The 17,072-nt window shown below is 57.3% G+C and carries 13 protein-coding genes; 3 read left to right on the top strand and 10 right to left on the bottom strand.

Annotated elements, in window-relative coordinates; all coding sequences use genetic code 11:
• Nucleotides 1–195 precede the first annotated feature (195 nt).
• The 10 genes from TX82_RS12915 to TX82_RS16395 all read right to left on the bottom strand — a co-directional run bounded on the left by TX82_RS12915 (nt 196) and on the right by TX82_RS16395 (nt 10,955).
• A complete protein-coding gene (locus TX82_RS12915) occupies nt 196–1,905 on the bottom strand; it encodes a proline--tRNA ligase (protein ID WP_005011555.1) in 1,710 nt (569 codons plus the stop codon).
• Nucleotides 1,906–1,975: 70 nt separating this feature from the next.
• On the bottom strand, nt 1,976–3,745 hold the full coding sequence (gene aepX / locus TX82_RS12910) for a phosphoenolpyruvate mutase (protein WP_005011554.1): 1,770 nt from the start codon (nt 3,743–3,745) through the stop codon (nt 1,976–1,978).
• On the bottom strand, nt 3,742–4,044 hold the full coding sequence (locus TX82_RS12905; protein WP_005011553.1) for a hypothetical protein: 303 nt from the start codon (nt 4,042–4,044) through the stop codon (nt 3,742–3,744). Before TX82_RS12905 ends, aepX begins: the two co-directional genes overlap by 4 nt.
• Before the next feature lie 19 nt (nt 4,045–4,063).
• Complete coding sequence (gene rseP / locus TX82_RS12900) at nt 4,064–5,437, bottom strand: RIP metalloprotease RseP (protein ID WP_005011552.1); 1,374 nt, start codon at nt 5,435–5,437, stop codon at nt 4,064–4,066.
• Between the two features lie 10 nt (nt 5,438–5,447).
• Nucleotides 5,448–6,104, bottom strand: a complete 657-nt coding sequence (gene lolA / locus TX82_RS12895; protein WP_005011551.1) for an outer membrane lipoprotein periplasmic chaperone LolA — start codon at nt 6,102–6,104, stop codon at nt 5,448–5,450.
• A complete protein-coding gene (gene purN / locus TX82_RS12890; RefSeq protein WP_005011543.1) occupies nt 6,101–6,736 on the bottom strand; it encodes a phosphoribosylglycinamide formyltransferase in 636 nt (211 codons plus the stop codon). Before purN ends, lolA begins: the two co-directional genes overlap by 4 nt.
• Before the next feature lie 100 nt (nt 6,737–6,836).
• Nucleotides 6,837–8,864, bottom strand: a complete 2,028-nt coding sequence (lpxC, locus tag TX82_RS12885; RefSeq protein WP_005011542.1) for a UDP-3-O-acyl-N-acetylglucosamine deacetylase — start codon at nt 8,862–8,864, stop codon at nt 6,837–6,839.
• A gap of 37 nt (nt 8,865–8,901) precedes the next feature.
• The gene (gene trmB, locus TX82_RS12880) at nt 8,902–9,573 is read right to left on the bottom strand and encodes a tRNA (guanosine(46)-N7)-methyltransferase TrmB (RefSeq protein WP_005011541.1); all 672 of its coding nucleotides are present in this window, start codon (nt 9,571–9,573) and stop codon (nt 8,902–8,904) included.
• Between the two features lie 8 nt (nt 9,574–9,581).
• Nucleotides 9,582–10,073: a GreA/GreB family elongation factor gene (locus TX82_RS12875; RefSeq protein WP_005011540.1), complete on the bottom strand. Its 492-nt coding sequence runs from the start codon at nt 10,071–10,073 to the stop codon at nt 9,582–9,584.
• Between the two features lie 21 nt (nt 10,074–10,094).
• Nucleotides 10,095–10,955 carry a septal ring lytic transglycosylase RlpA family protein gene (locus tag TX82_RS16395; protein WP_005011539.1) on the bottom strand — a complete coding sequence of 287 codons (861 nt, stop codon included), beginning with the start codon at nt 10,953–10,955 and terminating at the stop codon, nt 10,095–10,097.
• A gap of 327 nt (nt 10,956–11,282) precedes the next feature.
• On the opposite strand from TX82_RS16395, the gene TX82_RS12865 reads away from it, so the two are divergent.
• The 3 genes from TX82_RS12865 (at nt 11,283) to TX82_RS12855 (ending at nt 17,064) form a co-directional block, all read left to right on the top strand.
• Complete coding sequence (locus tag TX82_RS12865) at nt 11,283–12,137, top strand: HDOD domain-containing protein (protein WP_005011537.1); 855 nt, start codon at nt 11,283–11,285, stop codon at nt 12,135–12,137.
• A 235-nt stretch (nt 12,138–12,372) separates the two neighbouring features.
• A complete protein-coding gene (locus TX82_RS12860; RefSeq protein ID WP_187291973.1) occupies nt 12,373–13,254 on the top strand; it encodes an MBL fold metallo-hydrolase in 882 nt (293 codons plus the stop codon).
• A gap of 72 nt (nt 13,255–13,326) precedes the next feature.
• Nucleotides 13,327–17,064: a hydantoinase B/oxoprolinase family protein gene (locus tag TX82_RS12855; protein WP_005011532.1), complete on the top strand. Its 3,738-nt coding sequence runs from the start codon at nt 13,327–13,329 to the stop codon at nt 17,062–17,064.
• The last annotated feature ends 8 nt before the right edge of the window (nt 17,065–17,072 follow it).

Genomic DNA, 17,072 nt, shown 5'->3' with positions numbered 1-17,072 from the left:
TTGCCAGTTTGCATGGTTGTCAAAATTCCGTTCAATATGCTCGGGAATTTTGACGTACGGTTTGCATGATTCGATACAAAAAAAGCGGGCTGGAAGCCCGCCATCAATGCAGACCGCTCAATTTGTGTAAATTTTAACCGAAATTCGGCGGAGCTTGCAAGCTAATTTCATGAAACGGAAGGGCCGGGAGCAAAATCAGAGTTCCGAAAGCTGCGCCGGGATTTTTTCCAGAATGGCGGGGAAGGGGTGGTTGGCGGACTCTCCTGTACGCCGGGTTTTAACCTCGATTTCACCCTGCTCCAGATTTTTGGGACCGATGACCAACTGCAGGGGGAACCCGATCAATTCGGCATCCTTGAACTTGACCCCCAGCCGGTCGGAGCGGTCGTCCAGCAGCACCTCCACGCCCAGCTCGGTGAGCCGGCGGTAGGCGGTGTCGGCGGCGTCTTTCACCTTCTCGTCGGAATAGTTGGTGGGCAGGATCACCACCTGGAACGGGGCCAACGGTGCGGGCCAGACGATGCCCTTGTCGTCGTGGTTCTGCTCGATGGCCGCGGCGGCGGTGCGGCCGACACCGATGCCGTAGCACCCCATCACCAGCGTTTTTTCCTTGCCGTTTTCGTCGAGGAACCCGGCTTTCATCGCTGTACTGTACTTGGTGCCGAGGATGAAGATGTGTCCGACCTCGATGCCGCGGCGGATCTGGTAGGTGCCGCCGTCGCAGTGCGGGCAGGGGTCGCCTTCCTCCACCGTGCGCAGGTCGCCGACCTGTTCGACCTGAAGGTCGCGTCCAAACTGCACGCCGGTGAAGTGTGCGTCGGTTTTGTTCGCGCCTGTGACGAAATCCTGCATGGCCGCCACTTCATGATCGGCGAATACGGGCAGGGGCAGGTTGACGGGACCGACGTAGCCGACGGGCAGCCCGGTTTGTTCCTTGATCGACTCCTCGCTCGCCGGGTGCAGCCATTCGCAGTCGATCAGGTTTTTCAGTTTGACTGGATTCAACTGCCGGTCGCCGCGTACCAACCCGGCTACCAGACCTTTTTCGTTTTCAAGGATGAGCGTCTTCACCAGTTTCTGCGGCGGTACTTTAAGGAACGTCGTCACCGCCTCGATGGTTTTCTGTCCGGGCGTCGAGACCTCCGCAAGCGGTTCCGATCCATCGGATCCAGTACCGTTTGCAGGCGGCCGGGCGCCGGCTTTTTCGAGATTCGAGGCGTAGCCGCAGGCGTCGCAGAACACCACCGCGTCTTCGCCGGAAGATGCCAGCACCATGAACTCGTGCGAGAAGCTGCCGCCGATGGTGCCGCTGTCGGCTTCCACCATTTTGAAATCGAGTCCGCACCGTTTGAACACGTTGTTGTAGGCGGTCTTCATGTCCTCATAGGTTTTCTGCACATCCTGTTCGCTGGCGTGAAAACTGTACGCGTCTTTCATGGTGAACTCGCGTCCGCGCATGACACCGAAACGCGGCCGCACTTCGTCGCGGAACTTGGTCTGAATCTGGTACAGCACGAGCGGCAACTGGCGGTAGGAGCGCACCTCGCGGCGGACGATGTCGGTGATGACTTCCTCGTGCGTGGGCCCGTAACAGAATTTGCGGTCGTGACGGTCGATGATGCGGAGCAGTTCCTTGCCGTAGAAATCCCAGCGCCCGCTTTCCTGCCACAACTCCGCCGGCTGGATGCTGGGCAGGAACACCTCCTGCCCGCCGATGGCGTTCATCTCCTCGCGGATGATCTGTTCAACTTTCCTCAACACGCGCAGGCCGAGCGGCAAAATCGAATAGATGCCGCTGGCGAGCTGGCGGATCATCCCCGCGCGCACCATCAGCTTGTGGCTGATGACTTCCGCATCGGAAGGCGCTTCTTTAAGAGTGGGAATCAGTAACTGCGAATAGCGCATGCGTGTTCTCGTGGGTTCGTTTCAGACCGGCAAAACCGGTTGAGGGATGATAAGCAACCTGCCGAATAAGTCAAGGGGTGGGAATCTGCGGCGCATCGGATGTGGTGGAAACGAACAACTCGTTGGCCAGTTCGATATCCTGCGGGAAATGAATCTCCAGCCAGCCTTTGTGGATTTCGAGGTAATGCACGTTGAAGCCGCGGTCGATCATCTCCTGCACGAGGTCGGTGAGGCGGAACTTGGAGACGTCTTCCGCTTCCTGGATCTGGCCCCGCAGGTTCTGCCGCACGTCGTGATAAGTTTCGAGGAACTGCTCGGCGCCGGTTTTGGTGAACTTGGCCAGCCCGATGAACTCGTGCGTGGCCAGCGCGGGATCGATCTTCTTGCCGATCTTGGCGATGGTGTTCTGGTAGTCGAAGTTGATGGCGCGCCGTCCGAGGTTCCTCTTGTTACGGCTGATGACGTAATCCGTGGCCTTGCCGTCCACCGAGTCGAGGTACTGGATCGAATTGTCCACCACAAGCACGATGTCTTCGCGCGAAGCCAGGAGGTTGGCGAACACGCCATATTCGACCAGGATGTCGGAGTACAGCATGATGAAGCCGTTGGACATCTTGTCTTCCGCGGCGAGGATGCTGTCGAGCTCGGTGTTCTTTTCGTAATCCGGAGCCTCGATGAAGCTCACACCCTCCGCCCGCATCTGGTCCTTGCCGTGACCCGTGACCACGGTGATGTCGGTGAGGCGGTTGATATTGAGCGATTTGATCTGGCGTGCGAGCAGGGTTTTTCCGGCGATATCGATCATCGCTTTCGGTGCGTTCCCGATGACTTTCTCCAGGTCCGGGGCACGGCCCGCCGCCGGGATGATGACCGGCGTGTTCTTGTTGGATTCGTCGAGCCGGTCTTTTTCCTTCACGTCAAGAAAACCCACGGCATCGAAAATATCGCGTAAGGGAGCGCACATTGGATCGGCTTCGAACGAACGCTGGTTGAGCAGAATGGTGCGCGCGGTTTCGAGCATCGACTTGTACGCGGTGCGCAAAAGGTGGTTGGCGTAGATGACGATGTGGAAACCCGACTGTTTGAGTTCTTCCTCGACGATGTTGTTGTACGTGGTCGGCACGCAGACCAAAGGCTTGTCCATCTCCAATTCAGCGAGGAGACTCTGGTAGCGTTTTGCAAACTCGAGGATCTCCGAGGGGTCCTTGGATTTGGAATGGATCATGATGCCGTCGGCCCCGGCTTCCAGATAGGCGCGGGCGCGGTCGAGGGCGTCGTCGAGTCCCAGTCCTGCGATCAGGCTTTCCAGCCGGGCGATGATCATGAAGTCGTCGGTCATCTGTACGGCCTTGCCCCGTTTGATCTTGTAAGCGAAGGCCTGCGGTTCCTGCAGGGTCTGTGTGGTGCCGGCCTCCAGGCTGTTGCGCTTGGGGAACACCTTGTCTTCAATGATGACGGCGGAGACCCCTGCGCGTTCCAGTTTCGACACGGTGTATTCGAACATGTTGGGATCGCCGCCGGTGTCGCCGTCCACGATCATCGGCTTTTTGGTGACGGCGAGGATTTCGTGGATGGTGTGCAGGCGCGAGTCGAAACTGATGACCTCGATATCCGGATGGCCCTTGGAGGCGGAATCGGTGAGGCTGCTTTCCCAGATGGCATCAAATTCGCGAACCACCTGGTTGCCGTCGGCGTCCTGTCCTTCGATGCGGGCGTTGTCGGCGATGATGCCGCTCAGTCCGTTGTGGGCTTCGATGGCGCGGACCAGCTGGCCCTGTGCGAGCATGTGCTTCAGTTTGCCTCGCCGTTCTTCCGGCAGGGTTTTGTTCAAAAGGGTCATGGCGATGGGAATTCCTGATCCGGGCCGCCCAGCTTTTCGCGGATCCAGCCCGGAACGTAAATGGTTTCCAGATCGAACGATTTCAACACGTTCAGAATGATTTCAATATGTTGAACCGGACTCAGCGTTTTGTCCAGCACAATCAGGTCCCGGCCGTGGACTTTGCAGTGGCCGCTGGCGACGGGATATTCGGTCTCGTCGAGCCGGGTGCATTGGATTTCGATGTTCAGTTTCTGCGCAACGGCGTGTAAATCGTCCAGGCGTTGTCGCGTGAGGGTGTCGGGTCCGTCTTGCGGCATGGGCGCAGCGGGCTCCCTATCATTTCATGATGCGCATGATGTCGTTGTAGAACGCGAAGATCATGAGGAACAGGATCATGAACAGGCCCACCTGCGCCGCGCGTTCGCGGCTTCTTTCGCTGACCGGCTTGCCCTTGAGGATCTCGATCAGGAAAAACATGATGTGGCCGCCGTCGAGAATGGGGATCGGGAACAGGTTGATCAGGCCGAGATTGATGCTGAGAAGCGCGGTGAGCCTTATGATCTGGTTGAATCCCTGTTCTGCCTGCTGGCCGTAAAACTGGAATATCATGATGGGCCCGCCGATGTTTTCAGCAGACACCGATCCAAAGATCATCTTCTTCACGCTGACGGCGATGAGGTAGGTGAGCTTCCAAGTCTCTTCCACCGACCGCCACATGGATCCGATGATGCCGTACTGTTCGACTTCCATCTCGCCCTGCAGGGCGACACCCAATTGACCTATGGTGATGTCCTTGCCGGTTTCGTCTTTCATCTTCTCCGGCTTGGGCGTCAGCTTGAGATCGTAAGTCATGCCGTCTTCACGGAGCACGGTGACATCGAGTTGCTTGCCCGGATGATCCATAGCGGCGGTCTTGAGGTCCTGCCAGCCCCGAATGGGCGTGTTATTGATCTCCAGCAGGACGTCGCCTTTCTGGATGCCTGCTTTGTCCGCGGCCGATCCTTCCTCCACGTCGGCGATGCGCCTGACCAGCGGCGTGATACCGATGAGGCCGACGGTTTCCTTCTCGCCCCACAAATTGACTATCTCTTCCGAAACCGGAGTGATGGTTTTTTCAACCAGAGACTTGCCATCCTTTTCCACCACGAACTGCATGGGTTCCCCCGGTGCGTCGTGCACGATTTGCAGCAGTTGGTCCCAGAACCGGATTTCCTGTCCATTGACCTCGACGATGCGGTCGCCGGTCTCGATGCCTGCCGCCAACGCCGGGGAGTCGTCCCGCACCATGCCGACGGTGGTGCCCAGCGTGGGCACGCCGTTCATGAACACGATGACGTAAATCAGGATGGCAAACAGGATGTTGAACAGGGGGCCGCCGAAGGCAATGGCGATGCGGTGGTACACGTTGGCGTGGGAAAACGAACCCGTGGTGTCCCCCAGTTCTTCGCCGGGGTCTTCGCCCTTCATCTTTACGTAGCCGCCCAGCGGGATGGCGGCGATGAGGTATTCCGTGCCGCCCTGTTTGAAACCGACGATTTTCGGCCCGAAGCCGAGCGAGAATTTTTCAACAATCACTCCGCACTTGCGCGCGATCAGGAAATGACCGAGTTCGTGAACGAATATCAGGGCGGCCAGGCCCAGCAGGAACACGAACATGTCGATGCCAAAGGCGGCGATGGAATCCAGGGAGATTGCGGCGACGTCAAACATGTCAGGCGTTTCAGGGTTGAGCGGCAAGGTCGATCAATTCCACGCCCGGAGGCACCTGGAACTGAAACTGGGAATCGGAAATGCCGGGGTTGTTTTCGATATCTTCAAACATCATCTGTGTCCGGTTCCCTAATTTATCATACACACTGGACCCGATGATTTGGAAATTATTCCGGTCGGCCAAAAGCACCAGACGGTCCAGGCCCTGTTCTTCGGTTTTGGGAATCAATTCCACCACCAGGTTGCCGTCCTCACGTTGAATTTTGCCCACATTGAACGATTCGGTGAGCTTGCCTTCTCCGGACAGGAAGAGGGCGGGGGTGTTCGAGGAATAGATGCTGTCCACCTTCATGCGTGTCACCTGCGACTCTTCAGGCAGGTACAGCCACAGCAGTTTGTTGTTGCTGATGAGCACCTGCGGATCCGGCGCGTTGTAGGTCCATTTCATCCGGCCGGGCTTTTTGATGAACACCTCGCCTTTTGCCTCCTGAGTCTGGTCCATCACCTTCAGGTAGGACTTCTGCACGAATCGCGCCTTGAAGGACTGCGTCGCGTCGTACTTCTTCTGGATGGCGGCGATGATGTCCTGTTTCGATTCCGCAAGCACAGGGGCGGCGAAAAAGAACAGCAGGGCGATGCCTGCGGTGATTTGAACGATGCGTTTCATGGTTGCCTTTCGGGACTCTTTGCGTGGACCACCCGGCGGTTTTCGATGCGCAGTCGGTTGTCCACGATCTGTTGGATGGCTCTTGGGTATATCTCGTGTTCCTTCTCCAGGATGCGCGCCGACAGGGTTTCCGCCGTGTCGCCGTCTTCCACCGGCACCACCGCCTGCATGATGATGGGCCCGCCATCGACTTCCTCATTCACGTAGTGCACCGTGCATCCGGAAAACCGGACGCCATAATCGATGGCCTTCTGCTGCACGTCGAGACCCGGAAACGCCGGAAGAAGGGAAGGATGGATGTTGATGATGCGGTTCGGAAACGATTCGAAAAACGGCTCCCGCACGATGCGCATGTACCCGGCGAGGCAGACGAGATCGACCGTCTTGGCTTGAAGGATTCTTACCAGTTCCGCATTGTACGCCCGCTTGTCGGCAAAGGCTTTGGGGTCGACAAACTGTGCTTCGATGCCGTGCTTTCGCCCTCGCTCCAATGCCTGCGCGTTTTTTCGGTCGCTCAGGATGACGGCGATTTCGGCGGTCAGCCGTCCGTTTTCGATGTGGTCGATGATGGCCTGCAGGTTGGTGCCGCGCCCGGAGGCGAGCACTCCCAGTTTGAAAGCCTTTGAGTTCATGAAATTCCAGCAAGGAATTGGCGGTCAGCCGGTTGGTTCCAAGGTTACTGCGACCAGATTACCACCGGAGGAAAGCAGGAATCAACGGACTGCGTCGACCTCAGCAATAAGCTGCCTGGATTTGTTTGAGCAGGCCGATGTTCTGGGTGTGCCCGGATTTGTGCGCCCTGATGTGGCCCCTCACCGGTTTGCCGAGCAGGTAGAAGTCGCCGAGAATGTCCAGAATCTTGTGGCGGGCGAATTCGTTTTCGTAACGCAGTTCGGTGTTGAGGACTTTCTTTTCGTCGAGCAGGATGAAGTTGTCCAGGTTTCCACCCGCAGCGAAACCCATTTTCATAAGCATGGCCACGTCCTTCATGAAACCGAAGGTGCGCGCCGGGGCGATTTCCTTTTTGAACTGGTCCGGGCTGGAGAAATCGAATACGTGATCCATCACGCCGATCGGTTCCGGATACTCCATGTGGTAGGAGACCTTGAACCCGTCGTAGGGCTCGATGCTGATGTGCGCCTTGTTCGGGTCGTCGCCGAAGCTGAGCTTTTCCTTGATCACCAGTTCTTCGTAATAATCCTCCTGGTCCTCGTACTCCCCGTCTTCAACGAGCTGGCAGAAATCCTTGGCCGATCCGTCCATCACCGGCGCTTCGTCGCCGATCTTGATGAGCAGGTTGTTGATGCGGTACATGTGCAGGACGGCCATGATGTGCTCGATGGTGGATACCGACGCCGTGCCGCGGCGCAGGATGGTGGCATATTCCGTGGACTGCACGTTTTCCAGACGAGCCGGGATGGTGGCCCCACTGGAGATGTCGCCGAAGATGATGCCACTTCCCGGAGGAAGGGGTTGCATGATGAGCCCGGTTTTGATTCCGGAATGCAATCCACTGCCGCACAACACCACACTGCGTTTCAGCGTTTTCTGTTTGAGTTGCCCCTTGCCGTTGCCGTTGGTAGCGGCGGTGGCCGCACCCGTTTGCATGGCCCGGATGGCGGGAGGCAGGTGATTGACCGTGATTTCGTCTTCCGGGTGCACCTTGCGCCCAAGTTGCTCCAGCACCAGACGCATTTCCTTCAAATTTTCCGGCCAGTCGTAACGGCTGAGCACGTCCATCGCGTCCGGAGAAACCTGGTGTGCGGGCAGGTCGGTGCGTTCCGCCTGTTCTTCAAAGAACCGGGTGACGAGAGAGGGAATCATCGCCGCGTGTTCCTTGAGTGGAGGGATGTACACGGTTTGTTCTTTGAGGAATTCGTAAAGATCCGCGTTGAACTCTCCCTTTTCCACCAAGTCCTCCAGGTCGCGATTGGTAGAGGCAAAGATGCGTGAAGGCAGGAGGTACGCAGAGACGTCCGCGGGGGCTTCCGGGTTCAGGCATTCGGCCAGGCGTTCCTGCACCGGTGCGGCCAACGTATCGACATTCTTGAGGTACACCACGCGGCGGCGCGACGGATGCGACCGCGACGGGAGCCGCTTGCGTCCCTTCGTCTTGCCGGTGCTTTCCTGGGCGAAAAGTTCCGATTTGATCTGGTTCGTCGGGCGCAGTCCGCAATGGAGTTTCACGAACGGCATGTTGTTCTTCCGGCTCTGCTGGTGAATCGCCTGTGCGATGAATTCCTTTCCGGTTCCTGTTTCTCCCTGGATGAGCACCGGCCGGCCGGTGCGGGCATGCTGTTTGATGGTTTTCTTCACGTCCACCATCATCTGAAAACAATGGGGGAGTTCGTGCTTTTGCGGAGCGTGACCGTTGATGCCGTTCTTGGATGTCTTTTGCGCCAGAGCTTTGCCCACCGACTGCACGATCTGGTTCAGCGAGAACGGTTTTTCGATGAAATCGAACGCACCCAGCTTGGTGGCATTGACGGCGGTGTCGATGGTGCCGTGGCCGGACATCACCAGAACTTCGATTTCCGGGTAATACGTCTTGAGGGTGCGCAGAACCTCGATACCGTCCATGCCCGGTATCCAGATGTCGAGCAGGATGAGGTCCGGAGGGTCGTTCTGTACCATCTCCAGAGCATCCAGCCCATCCTCGGCGGTGGCGATTTCGTAGCCTTCGTCGGAAAGAATTTCCTGCAGGGAACTGACTATATTTTTTTCGTCATCGACGATCAACACACGTTCTTTGTTAGCCAACAGTCTTCTCCGTAATGCAATTCAATGAAAATGAAATTCAGGGGGCCAGGGCGGGGGAGACGGGTTCCGGTTCCGCCACCTCGGCGCATTTGATGAAATCCATGTAATAAATCTGTTTGCCGGCGTTGATGAAATTCCGTTCGTACTTGGTGCGCGGCGTGTCTTCCCGAAACGTAATGTAACCCTTGTCCGGGTGGCGGTTTTGAAGGGACGACTCGGCATTCAGAAACTCGATCATTTCATGAAAGTATTCCTCGTGATCGGTTGCCAGCCTCAGCGATCCCTCCATTTTCAGTTTGCGCGACAGCATGGCGATGAAAGGCGGTTTCATCAGCCTCCGCTTGTGATGCCGTTTCTTCGGCCACGGGTCCGGGAAGTTGATATAAACCTCGTCCAGTTCTCCGTCCAGAAAAATTCCGGGAATGCGTTCCTTGGCGTCGCCGTAAGCCAGTCGAACGTTGGGTATCTGCAGTCGGTCGAGACGCGTGATCACTTTGCGGATTCCCTTGTGGTAGAAATCCATCGCCACAAAGTTGCTGTCCGGTTCGCGCACGGCCATGTCGATCAAAAAATTGCCGTTGCCGAAACCGATTTCCAGTTTGAGCGGCTTGTCATTGCCGAACACCTTTCTCCAGTCCGGCCACTCCGCAATATCCAGAAAACAGGGGTGTGCCTGGACCTTCTCAAAAGGTAAATAATTTTTTGCCATGTTCTATGTCAGGATCCATGCCCTGAATTGTTCATGCTGTCGTGAATGGTGGTAACCTGTAAAACCTCGAATTCCTGTTGCTTGCCATTAAAGTTCAATTCCACGTCGTCGCCTTCGGTTTTTCCCAATAGTGCCTTGCCCAGCGGCGAGGCGAGGGAAATCCTGCCTTCCTCCGGATTCACTTCTTCAGGAAAAACGAGGTTGAAGGTTTTTTCCTCTCCGGAATCAAGGTCCTTCAGGAGCAGGGTGCTTCCCAGACCGGAGCGATCCTTGGGAATGCGGTTGATGTCGATGGACACGATGTCGCTGATGCGTTTTTGCAATTGCGAGACACGGGATTCCAGAAACATCTGCCGCTCCTTGGCGGCTTTGTATTCGGCGTTTTCACTGAGGTCACCCATGTCGGTGGCCACTTTGAGCGCTTTGGGAATGTCCACTTCCAGTTCCCGTTTGCTCTCCATTAAATCTTTTTCGAGTTTGTCGATGATCGGAAGTCGCATGAATATGAACCCATTGATAAATCAGGGGAGTCGGTTATTGAGCGCGGCCGAAGAGGGCCGCCAGTTCCTTATAATAAAAGCATCTTCCCGCCCTTGTCCACGGAGTTTTTCTCTCAGGAGGATGGCGTTCTCGTAATCGGGGGCATGGCCTGCAATCACCTGGTACCAGGTTTGGCCATCGCGGTCCACCGGACGCACTTCGCCATCGTATTGCCGCGAGAGCTGCTCCGCCGAGTTGCGGTTTTCAAAGAGGCCCAGTTGAATGCTGTAGAAAACAGTGCCCGGTCCGCTGGCCAGGGTGACTTCGGGTTTCCGGGCGGTTCCGGATTCCAGCACCGTCACGCGCACCCTTGCGGTCCCTTGGTCGGCCATACCCAGCAGTTGCGCCGCCTTGAAACTGAGGTCGATGACCCGGTCCCCCACAAAAGGGCCCCGATCATTGATGCGGACAGTCACCTCTTTTCCATTTTCCAGATTGGTCACCCGGACACGGGAATGAAACGGCAGGGTTTTGTGTGCCGCCGTCAGGGCATTCATATTATACACTTCTTTATTGGAGGTTGCCTGCCCATGAAACGGGTGCCCGTACCAGGAAGCGACCCCCTCCTCGGAAAACCCGTCAGCCCGGTCCAGCGGCTGATACACCTTGCCCTCCACATCATAAGGCATGGTTTCATCCAGCGTGGGGGATTCATGAGAAACGGGTTTGGTTGGCATGCGTTTGGAATTGAGGTTGTCCGTTCGTTTCAGTGCGGGGCTCAGTGCCCCATGCCCGTGCCCCATGGCGGGGGTCAGGTCATGCGTGCAGGCGGAGGCGATCGCCAGTACCCATAATATAAACAGGCCTTTACAGGTTAGTGAGAAGCGTTGTCGGCTTTCCATTGGGACAGATCCTGATTGAATGATTGATTTGAAGGGGAAAAGGGAAGCCCCCGAAATCAGGGGGTCCGGTGAACCAAGGCTGATGATTCCATGAGCTAACCTATAACCTGTTCAAAGTCAATCAGTTATGGATAAAATCGTTTTGATTGTATGGGTTTGTAGGTGGGAGGTCAACCTTTATCTGGGAATGTTGTCGTGCAGGTGAAACTTCCATAAATCATTGACAGATTTGGGGAAACCAGTGACAATCGTTATGTGAAACCCCTTTTTGGTCCCATCGGGCATCTAACAGTTTTTATATCAATATTTTTTTGAATATTTCCTCCCATGCGGGAACACATTCTGGAAATCATCCAGGAGAAGAAGAACATACCGCCTTTGCCGGACATTTTGCACCGTCTGGAAGCCAAAATTGGCAGTCCCAAAAGCCAGGTCAGCGACATCGCCATTTTGATAGAAACCGAACCTATCCTGTCCGGCCGACTGATCCAGCTTTCCAACAGCGTGTTTTTTGGCGGCACCGGCTGCAAGGTGGAGAAGTTGCCCGACGCCATAATCCGGTTGGGTCTGAAAATGATCCTGGACCTCGCCTACACGCTGGAGTTGCCCAAGCTGTTTTTACGCGAAAGTGCGTTGAATCAGAAAAAGTTCTGGCAGCATTCGCTGGCCGTGGCCATCCTCGCGCGCCTTCTGGCCGAAAACCTGAAGCCACTGAATTGCGATCCGGACCCCTGTTACCTTTCCGGCCTGATGCACGACATCGGCATTATGGTGTTCAGTTTTGTGATTCCAAAGGAATACGGACAGTTTTTGAAAGAGGTGCGCGGCATCAACCAACCCTTGCACGTACTGGAGCAGAAGCGGTTCGGCATCGCCCATCCGGAACTGGGAGCGGAGTTTATCAGGAAATGGTGGCCGATCCCTTCCAATGTGGTGCTGGCTGTGGAAAAGCATTTTCTGCAGGTGTCAGAAAAAGGAAAAAAGTTTCCCACCCTGCTCAGTGTCATCATGGCCAACGACGTCGCCAACCATTTTGGCATGGACCACAATATTTCTGCTTACAAGGAGGAATTGGATCGCGGTTTCCTGCAATCCTACGGATTGACCCCCGCCATGCTGGATGAAATGATCGATAAAACCCGCGACAGCCTGCATATGGCGCAGGAAGTGCTTTATAAATGAGACCAATCCTTTATAATTAAAAACTCGTTCCCAGCCGGAACGGCATCAACATGAGCGGCGGAACCCTCGGTGGGGTTCCCTGCGTTCACGCCAACCCTGATTTCAGAAACCGGTTTCAAAACAACTCATCATGCCAGCAGACCAATTTCAAGTAACCTTCCGGGGTGTCCGTGGGTCGTTGCCTTCCCCCCAGTTGAGCCACGATATCGAGGAAAAAATTTTGAAAGCGCTGGAAATGGCTAAACCCGCAGATTTGCAGGACGAAGCCAGTCGGCAGAAATACGTCAGTACGCTTCCAGAGCATGTCCGCGGTTGTTTTGGTGGCAACTCGGCCTGCGTGCAACTGGAAGTGGGGGGCAAGAATCTGGTTTTCGACTGCGGTTCGGGGTTGCGGGAGCTTGGGCATCACTATATGCAACGGGAATTTGAAAAGGGGCAGGGGGAAGTCCACATTTTCCTGTCGCACACCCATTGGGACCACATCATGGGACTGCCGTTTTTCGTGCCGCTGTTCACCAAGGGCAACCGCATCCGATTTTACGGGGTTCATAAGGATATCAAAGAACGTCTCATGAACCAGCAGGATCCCCGTTATTTCCCGGTGGCCTTCAGTTCCTTCACGGCCGATGTTGAAGTGCTCACCCTGAATGGAGAAAAGAATATCGTGTTCGGGGAGGAGGCCGATCCGGTCATTGTCACCTGGAAGGAGATGGATCACCCCGGGATGAGTTTCTCCTATCGGGTGGAATACCGCGGCAAGTCAGTTGTGTATGCTACGGATGCCGAATACAAGAAGCTGTCGCCGGATGATCTCAAACCCACCATCGACTTTTTCCGCGAGGCGGACCTGTTGATTTTCGATTCCCAATACACTTTCATCGAAGGGGTTGAGAAGGAAGACTGGGGACACAGCTCGACGTTCATCGGCGTGGACATCGCGCTGGAGGCAGGGGTGCGAAACCTGGCTTTCTACCATCACGAACCCACCTACAGCGATTTCAAGCTGGTCAACATCCTCGACAAAACCCGCAAGTACCTGGCTGCCATCGGTGGTGACACCACTCTGAACTGCTTTCTGGCCCGCGAAGGAAAAACCTTCGACCTCCTTGCGGAATGATTCCAGGCCATGGACTTTGGCTCTCCTTTCCGCCGCGCGTTGCGCATTAGCCATTGACCGGGAGAGGTGCCAATGGCCGACTCCAAACGTTTCCGATTTTCCATAGACCGCGGAGGGACCTTCACCGACGTGTACGCGGAAGTGCCGGGAGAGCCGGGTTACCGCGTGGTCAAACTGCTTTCGGAGGACCCGGACCACTATCCCGATGCGCCGGTCGAGGGTATCCGCCGTGTTCTGGAAGAGGTATTGCGCACGCCTTTACCAAAGGAAGGGTTTGATGCTTCGTCCGTCGAGTGGGTGAGGATGGGTACCACGGTTGCGACCAACGCGCTCCTCGAACGCAAGGGAGCGAAGACGGCGCTCATCATCACCAAAGGTTTCGCCGACGCGCTGGTCATCGGCAAGCAGAACCGCCCGCACCTGTTCCAACTCGCCATCCCCACGCCGCAACCGCTTTACTCTGCAGTGCTCGAAATCGACGAACGCCTGCGCCTGCTCAAACCCGATGAAATCGACGGCACTCCACACGCCATCCGTTGTCCTTCCGGCGATGCGGTGGAGGTGCTGGCCACTCCTGAATGGGGGGAGGTTCACGATGACCTGCAACGCCTCAAGGACAAGGGAATCGAGAGCCTCGCCGTGGTTCTGCTCCATGCCTACGCCTACGATGCGCACGAAAAAAAGATAGAGAAACTGGCACGCGAGGTCGGGTTCGGGCACGTGTCAGTGTCATCGGCTACCATGCCGCGCATCAAACTGGTGGATAGGGGGCAGACCACTGTGGTGGACGCGGCCCTCACGCCCCATATCCGGCGCTATCTGGAAGGGTTTCGAAGGCGGTTTCAGAATCCCAAAGCGGACCTCCTGTTCATGCAGTCGGACGGGGGACTCGTCCGCGCCGACCGGTTCAAAGGGTCGAACGGGATTCTTTCGGGACCGGCCGGTGGTGTGGTGGGTTACGCGGCGACGGGGTTCGATCCGCACCATCCGCAACCGCTCATCGGTTTCGACATGGGGGGCACCTCCACCGATGTGTCGCGCTTCGATGGCCTATACGACTGGGTGCAGGAAACGGAAATTGCCGGCGTTCACCTGATGGCTCCGCAGCTCGATATCCGAACCGTGGCGGCAGGCGGCGGCTCGCGTCTGTTTTTCCAGAACGGCATGCTGGCGGTGGGACCGGAATCTTCCGGAGCACACCCCGGGCCGGTCTGCTATCGCAAGGGAGGTCACCTCTCCCTCACCGACGCCAACCTCCTGCTCGGGAGGCTGGTGCCGGAGTTTTTTCCACATATCTTCGGTCCCAATCATGACGAACCGCTTGATACAGACACCGCGCGCCGTGCATTCGAATCGCTTGCCCAGAACATCAACGCGGAGCAAGAGAAAAGAGGCGAGTCGCCGATGAGTCTCGAAGCCATTGCTCTGGGATGTGTCGAGGTGGCGAACGAAACCATGGCCCGTCCCATCCGCGAGCTTTCCATCGCCCGCGGTCACGATGTACGCACGCATGCGCTGTCGTGTTTCGGCGGCGCCGGGGGACAGCACGCCTGCGCCATCGCCCGCTCGCTCGGCATCCGCCGCATCCTCATCCATCGCTTCGCGGGCATCCTCTCGGCCTACGGGCTGGCCCTGGCCGACGTGGTGGTGGAAAAAGAAGAACCGGTGTCGTGGGTCTGGGATGCGAACAGCAAAGCCAGGTGGGAACCCCGCCTTGCGGATCTGCGCGGGAAGGCTCAAGAGGCGTTGCAGGCGGAAGGATTCGATCCGGCTTCCATCGAGGTGCAGGAGTTTTTGAGCCTGCGATATGAGGGCACCGACCATGCGGTCATGGTCCGGCGTCCCGTGGACGACAACTTCGCCACTCCGTTCCGTGTCCTGTACCGGCGTGAGTATGGATTCGAACTGGAAGGGCGGCCGATTCTCATCGACGGCCTGCGCGTACGCGGCATCGGCAAAACGTCCCGGCCAATCGTGCCACCGCTCGCTCCAAAGGAAGCACCCACGCCGCCTGCCGCACTCACGGACTGTTATTTCAAAGACGGCTGGCAGAAGACGCCGGTGTTTCGATTGGAGTCGATGGGCGCGGAGGAAAAATTAACCGGTCCGGCGATCCTTCTAAATGACACCTCCACCATTCTGGTCGAACCCGACTGCACGGCGCGCATCACGAAGGAAGGCGATGTGGAAATCGAAGTCGGGGCCGCAACGGAGGCGAAAGCGGACACGCGTTGGGACCCGGTGCAGCTCGCTCTGTTCAGCAACCGGTTCATGTCGATCGCCGAACAGATGGGGCATACGCTCCAGCGCACGGCGGTGTCGACCAACATCAAGGAGCGGCAGGATTTTTCCTGCGCCGTTTTCGATCCGGAAGGCGGACTCGTCGCCAATGCACCGCACCAGCCGGTGCACCTGGGATCGATGGGCGAGGCGGTGCGGGCACAGATCCGCCTCCATGGTGACGCCATGCAGGAGGGAGACGTGTTTCTGTCGAACCACCCTCAGGCGGGCGGCACGCATCTTCCAGACATGACCGTCATCACCCCGGTCTTTGAAGGCGGGCGCGCTGTCTTCTTTGTCGCCAGTCGGGGTCATCATGCCGACATCGGCGGCAGTACGCCCGGATCGATGCCCGCCTTCTCCACGCGCATCGAGGAAGAGGGTGCGGCGGTAGAGTCGTTCCAACTGGTAAAGGGAGGCCTGTTCCAGGAAGAGGCGTTGAGAAAGTTGCTCACCACGCCGCCGGATATTCCCGGTTATGACAAACCGCAGATGCTTTCCGGCACGCGGGCGCTGGCGGATAATGTGTCCGACCTCAAGGCGCAGATCGCCGCCAACCGGCGCGGTATCGACCTGCTTCGCTCGCTTATAAAGGAATACTCCCTGCCCGTGGTGCATGCGTACATGGGTTACATCCAGCAAAGCGCCGAGATGGCGGTACGCGAAGTGTTGGAAGAATTGTACCGCAAGCACGGCGGTCAGCCTCTGGCGGCGGAAGATCGCATGGACGACGGGACTCCGATTCACTTGCAGGTCGGGTTGCAGGAAAACGGGGGTGCGCTGTTCGATTTTTCCGGCACGGGAAAGGAGGTGGCGGGTAACCTGAACGCGCCGGTGGCGGTGACTTGCTCGGCGGTGCTTTACTGCCTGCGTTGCCTGGTGCGCCGCGATATTCCGCTCAACCAGGGTTGTCTCAATCCGGTGCGGTTCGTCATCCCGGAGGGATCGATCCTGAATCCGTCCAAACACGCGGCGGTGGCGGCGGGCAACGTGCTCACCTCGCAACGCGTGGTGGACGTGGTGCTGAAAGCGTTCGGTGCGGCGGCGGCTTCGCAGGGATGCATGAACAATCTCACCTTCGGCAATGAAAGGTTCGGTTATTACGAGACCATTGGGGGCGGGGCGGGGGCGGGACCCGGCTGGCACGGACGCTCCGGCGTTCACACGCACATGACCAACACGCGCATCACCGATCCCGAAATCCTCGAAAAACGCTATCCGGTTTTATTGTGGGAGTTTTCGATCCGCAAGGGTTCCGGAGGAAACGGGCGTTACCGGGGAGGCGCTGGACTCGTCCGCGAACTGGAATTCCTGCAACCGTTGCAGGTCACCCTTCTGTGTGAGCGCCGCGTGCACGCGCCGTTTGGGTTGAACGGTGGCGACGATGCCGCACGCGGGGTCAACCTGCTTCTACGCACCGATGGCACCGAGGAAAACCTCGGCGGCAAAAACGAAATCAACGTGAATCCCGGTGACCGCCTGCGCCTGCTCACCCCCGGCGGCGGCGGTTACGGCGAACCGGGGTTCTGATCTCCACC

It is taken from the genome of Nitrospina gracilis 3/211 (assembly GCF_000341545.2).
Classification (GTDB): domain Bacteria; phylum Nitrospinota; class Nitrospinia; order Nitrospinales; family Nitrospinaceae; genus Nitrospina; species Nitrospina gracilis.
This window is presented reverse-complemented; position numbering and strand designations above follow the sequence as displayed.